2 protein-coding genes are annotated in these 5,782 nt (G+C 39.9%); both read right to left on the bottom strand.

What is annotated here, in order from left to right; all coding sequences use genetic code 11:
- Window positions 1-450 precede the first annotated feature (450 nt).
- Window positions 451-4,107 (bottom strand): type II CRISPR RNA-guided endonuclease Cas9, encoded by a 3,657-nt coding sequence (gene cas9, locus HMPREF0650_RS07750; RefSeq protein ID WP_004349784.1) that lies wholly within the window; start codon window positions 4,105-4,107, stop codon window positions 451-453.
- Window positions 4,108-4,427: 320 nt separating this feature from the next.
- Window positions 4,428-5,782: ATP-binding protein (locus HMPREF0650_RS07745; protein ID WP_040562880.1), on the bottom strand; the 1,355-nt coding region annotated here is incomplete at its 5' end.

Below are 5,782 nucleotides of genomic sequence, written 5' to 3'. Positions count from 1 at the left end.
AGTCATGTTGCTTTATATCTTGATTCTACATCAAACCACAACATTCTACTTGTTGCTGTGCAAAGAAGATATGTTGCTTTATATCTTGATTCTACATCAAACCACAACTCGTGGGCGTTAAGATTTTGATCCGTCTCCGTTGCTTCATATCTTGATTCTACATCAAACCACAACACACGGTGCAGCGGTGGGACAGCGTTTATTGTTGCTTCATATCTTGATTCTACATCAAACCACAACCTATGCGTCATTTGATAGAGAAACTTGCGAGTTGCTTTATATCTTTATTCTACATCAAACCACAACTTGTACTATTTAAAACATTGAATATAAGTACATTATACAAATATTTTCATACAAGAAGTGGCTCGAATATATCAGCGTTATTGCAAATATACTAAAAAAATTCTAACTGAATAGGTACACAACGCTTCGCTTTAACATATCGACTTACTCTTTAAGCGTTACTTTACCAAGAATGTCGATATTAAAATCTATACCATCTACTAATATGTTGATATTTTTTATGCTCTGTCTGAAAATAGGAACATAATCATCATTGTTTTTATAAGGAGTGCTGTAGATAGTCAACCCTTCTTTACGAGCCTCTTGATGATGTTTAAATTTTATACGTCCATCTTTTTCAATGCCAACCACCTTGTAGAGTCTTTTAACTAAGTCTTTGGTATTATCCACTTGTATTTCGTCAGGATTTTCTTCAAACATTAACACCTGCTGCCCCATTAAAAGTTTTGTTTTAAGTGGCAATCCATATTTGGTGCTATGAGTAGGCACTATTGACGAGAATATATTTCGGTCTTGACTTCGTTTATAATATTTAGCTGCTTCGATATAGCTTACTATTTCAAATTCTCTAACCACTTTATTTTTCACCAAACCCTCATAAATAGCCAACAAGTAATTATTTTCATTCATTACATGATATTGCTGTTTATATTCTTTCTTGGACAAATCGCGATGTTGCCTGATATTGATAGGCTGCTTCACCGAATTAGCAAAACATCTTACCTTTTTTATAAGTATGCCTTTATCCTCATTCATATAGATTGGTTCTGCTATAGCCTGCTTGAAATTTTTGTCCGCTATTGCTTCTTTAATGGTTCGCTTCACCGTTTCGTCGACAATATTTTCAAGTTCTTTTGGGTTTGTAAACGAACTGAGTGGTCGCCGAACAACATATCTTATTTCTCCATCTCGCTCTATTGCGCCATAATATGTATCAAGATGTAAACTACCTCTTGCTGTGTCCCCTTGAGCCAACACCTTTCCTTTAGATGTCTGCACATACTTTTTTGTATGCTTCGGCATGTTGTTCGGAGTATCGTGTACTACCAATAAGTTTTTATATATGTTGAGAACATCCTCTGTAAATGTAGCCCAAGGTTTTGAGAATTTAGGTTTAGAACCTCTGCCTTGCCTAAATGTTTCTTCCATGTGGTAATATTCAGCCATGAGATCGTACTCTCTCTTTCCGATGCATGCAATGGTGATAGCATCCATACAATGGTGCGAATGATTATCTCTACATTTCTTTTCATACTCACTTTGCAGCCCCCACATTTTACGAAACTCGGCTGTTGCCACGCCTTTTACCACATAAACATTCGATTTATTGCGACTGTCTGCTTGATGGAATAACGACTTGAGATACAACCCCGCATAACGAGAAATAAGTCCGATGCCAGTTCCCTGTCTCCTACTGAACCCTTCGGGCACTTCGGTCATGGTAAATCGTTCATACTTTCCTCGCCAATAATCTATCTCCATTTGTAGCTTATGGCGTTTTTGTATCCTTATATCTTTCACCGCTTTATCCATTCCAGCAAATGTGCGTTGCTTGTCACGTTCTTTTACCAGCTGTTCATATTTGTTTTTCCACGGTTCAATTCTTGTCAATATCTCCTCATGATTTGCCAGTTCTGTTGGTAGTTTGGCTTTCTTTACCTCTCTGTTAAACCGATTGTCACACAATGTAAGGTTCATCTGTGTGCTGTCTCCACCAACACTCTGTGGAATAGTGTGCTCTATATCAAACTTTGGATTACTCCCAATAAAGTCGGTGATACCTATTTGTTCACCTGTATATAAGCAATAGTGGTTTTGTTCCTCCCAAAGTTGAAACTTTAACACATCTGTTTGAGTTGGTTCAATGTCTTTTCCTGTTTCTTCTTTGTATAACTTCCTTATTTCATCGCCATATTTTTTGTGTTGTTTGTCTTGCTCTTTTTGCCTATCTGCAATTGCTCTTCGCTTATTGGCATCATTCAATTCTCGGGCGTACTCAACATGTACTTCCGTATTTTCGTCAATAATACTTTCTTTCAACAACTGATTTACCACCCGTCTCAAGACATGTAGAGAGCGCATAGCCATAGGATTTCGGATGGCATTGGTTCGTGGCGAGCCCAATTGCAGTATGCCAAATTCGTTGCGTAGCGCATGAGGGTAGGTTTCTATCATGGAAGGATGATATAGTTTGTCTGTTGCCCCGGCTGGTAACTCGAAGTTGTTTGCAAGAAAATCTTTAATTAGCATTTCAATGGTTCCTTGTACATCGCGATGTTTAGGTTGATAATTGAAAACCAGTTCACCAACATTCTCCATGATGTACTTTCTGCTCTGCTCATTGTTCCATATTTCTTTACCTACAATGGTAGGAATGTTCGCAAAGAACGAAGCATGCGTATAATACATTCCCTTGCGCAAGAACGGTAAGAATTTGCGTATCGCTTTCAGGCTTAGTGCTGCAAAACTGTGACTTAGTTTTATCTTTGCAAACTTCTCTGCATTCTCCTCATCCAACTGCAACTTGTGATGAGCAAACTCTTTTAGCTTTTCAACCGATGAAAAAGAATACAACACATTCCAAACATCGTCCACCATTTCTTGCAAACTCTTACTCCCATTCTTCTTTTGAATAAGTGTGTATGTCTCGGCGATACCCGTTTTCCAATCGTCGCCAAATATGCTTTTCAACTGTGCTGTAGTAGGACATCCTGGCACGCCCTGTGTCATTCTATAATTAAACTTGTAAGCTCTTTCTTCTTTGTCATGTATCCAAGCGTAGTTTTTCTTGCCTGCCAATTCCTTGGCTATGTCTTCAAAGTCGAAATTAGGCTTTGATTTACGGAAAAACAAATGTTCAATTTTCTCTCGCTCTTCGTAAGTTAAGGGACGTAGTTCTAAATCGTGAGGTCCTTTTACCTGAATGTTGTTGACAAAACAAAGCATTCTAAATTCCTCATAATCAGGATGCGAATCGGCACAACGCGGTTTCCCTCTTTCAAAGGTACACCTGCCTACACCGTGCCTTTGCGATTTAAGCGGTAGTTGAAAGAAGATGGCTCGTTGCAAATCTTCTATTAACTCGCTGCTTAGTTCTTGCTTTTCACAAATTGCATCAAACTCATGTTGGTAATGTTTTTTACGGTCTGTGTACCTTTGTCTGATGCGTACCTTGTTACCTTGTTCATGATAGAGTTTATAAAAATAATCTCCAAGATATTCGCATCCCGCCTCTTCCATTTCTGTCGACAACTGCGAAATTCCCGATTTCACCACTCCGTCTTCTTTATTATCTGCACTGGTGTCCAGTCGATTACTCAAAAAGCCACGCCGTTGTGTTAAATGATATAAAGCACGACCTAAGGTATATCTATCAGCCTCAACCGTTAAATCTAATTTTTCGTGCAGACATCTATGTCTATCATAATAAGGATTTTTCCCCTCTTCATCGCTTGTGCGCTGCCATAACATCAACTCATCGCTCTTAGGATATTGCTTCTGTAAATGCCACTGTCGTAAATCATCATCACTCAAATAAGGACAAAGATGATATTTCACCAGCACCTTTAATACTTGTATTTTGCGTAAGCGGCGTCGAAAATATTGTTTCCGTATAGCCTTATACCCCGAACGCTCGGCAGCCTTAGAAGATTCTATCCCCTTTTCAATTTTTACACCTTCTTGAAAGATAACATCACCATATTTAATAAGCTCGTAACTCTGGGCGTGCTCATCCCAATCAACTACTGCCCACCCCAAACTATTGGTGCCAGTATCCAATCCCAATATGCGTTTGTTCATGATAAATAAATTTATTTCTGTAAAATTAGAAAAAACATTTGTTAGGAACAACTATTTTGTTTACATTTGCCACATAAGATATTCTACATCTTATCACAATAAGGCTATATGCCGAAGGATGCAAGTCCTACAGCCTCTCTTCGGAGGGGCTTATTTTTTTTGTGGGTGTATATCACTCGTCTTTAAACCACGCTTTTTCTTATTTTATTTTTTGCATTTGCGAGTTGTTTTGCCTTGAAGACAGATAATGAAAGCGCAGTCATCTAATTTGTGGCGGTTAGTTTTTCCATAACCTGCAAAAAGTTATCGACTCAAGAATGTTAATATGAAGCTTTGTCTTTGGAGGCATCCTCTTGAAGCATAGACGCAATGATGTCTTTGGGATAATAGCATGGAACATCAGCCTTGGTTTCTGTTTTGAGGAACAATATCGTGTGTACCTTTTGCCCCTTCTTTACGAATGGTAAGCGGCTGGCACGGTTTGTTAATTGTTCATATACGCTCTGTGCATCGTCGCATTCACGCCATTTACATTCTGCCACGAGGATGTGTTTTTTGTCGAGCGATTCAGCTACAAGATCGAGCTCTATCTGTTCGTAGTCGTTGCTGCCATCTTCTTTTGGTATGCTGCCCCACCACCGTGAGGCATTGCCATAGACTACACCATCGATTTCATTGCCCGTTACGAAGTTGCGACAAATCCTTTCCCAAACCTGACCAACGTATGTGCTGAAGTCCTTACGAATAATATCCATGACGAGATCCTGTCGATCGAGCTCAATGAGATATTTGTTAGGATTGATAAACCTGTAATAGAAGGAAAGAAAGTTGTCACCAAGACGATACAGTCCTTTCTTGCTGCTTTTCGGATTGTCGCCAAATGGTATATCTTTCTCCACATAGCCCAAATCGGTCAGTATGCTGATGGGCTGAGAAAGATTAGTTGCAGGCTGCTGCATACGACCGGCTATTTCCGAAATGCGATTTACCCCGTTGCCCACCGTAGTAAGTAATGAGAAAGACGTAGCCGTATCACGACGTTCATCACGAAGCAACCGTGTTGGCTCATCGTACAGCGTGCCATAGTTATTGACCAACAGATTGCGCACCGCCTCCTCCAAACTATCAAAGTCGGCACGAAGTTCCCAATAACGAGGCACACCACCCCAAACGGCATATTCCTCAACAGCCTGCTGGTCGGAACAATGCAGGGCTTCTTTGATATAAGGTAAACGCAGTTGCTTCAGCTTTGGCTGCCAAGCACAGCGTTGATACAAGGGCGATTTTTCATTGAGTACCAATGAATGCATCATCAGTTGGGAGGAACCACAAAGTATCAAGTTGTATTTCAGTTTTTTGTTATCCACTAGCCGTTGAATGATGGAAGGAAGCGAAGGATCGCTCTTGACGAGATAAGAAAACTCATCTAAGCAAACCGATGTGTTCTCCCCAACATATAGATTGATAGAGGTGAGTATCGTTTCCCAATCATGATAAGATACTCGGTCAAAGCCATCAAACGTAAAAGAAACAGTCTTGGCAAAGGAATCTATCTGCTGCTGCGTTTGTGCTTCTTCGCTTAGATGGTATACATCCTGATTGGTCAAAACATGCTTGATGAGTTCTGACTTTCCAATACGCCGCCTGCCATAAATTACAATCAGCACAGGCCGGC

The sequence above is a fragment of the Hoylesella buccalis ATCC 35310 genome (genome assembly GCF_000177075.1).
Classification (GTDB): Bacteria; Bacteroidota; Bacteroidia; order Bacteroidales; family Bacteroidaceae; genus Prevotella; species Prevotella buccalis.
Note: the sequence above shows the minus strand (reverse complement) of the source record. Positions and strands in the feature narration are given on the sequence as shown.

Excerpts from the sequence above, each read along its gene's own strand:
- cas9 (WP_004349784.1), bottom strand. The coding sequence starts at position 4,107 with ATGAACAAACGCATATTGGGATTGGATACTGGCACCAATAGTTTGGGG.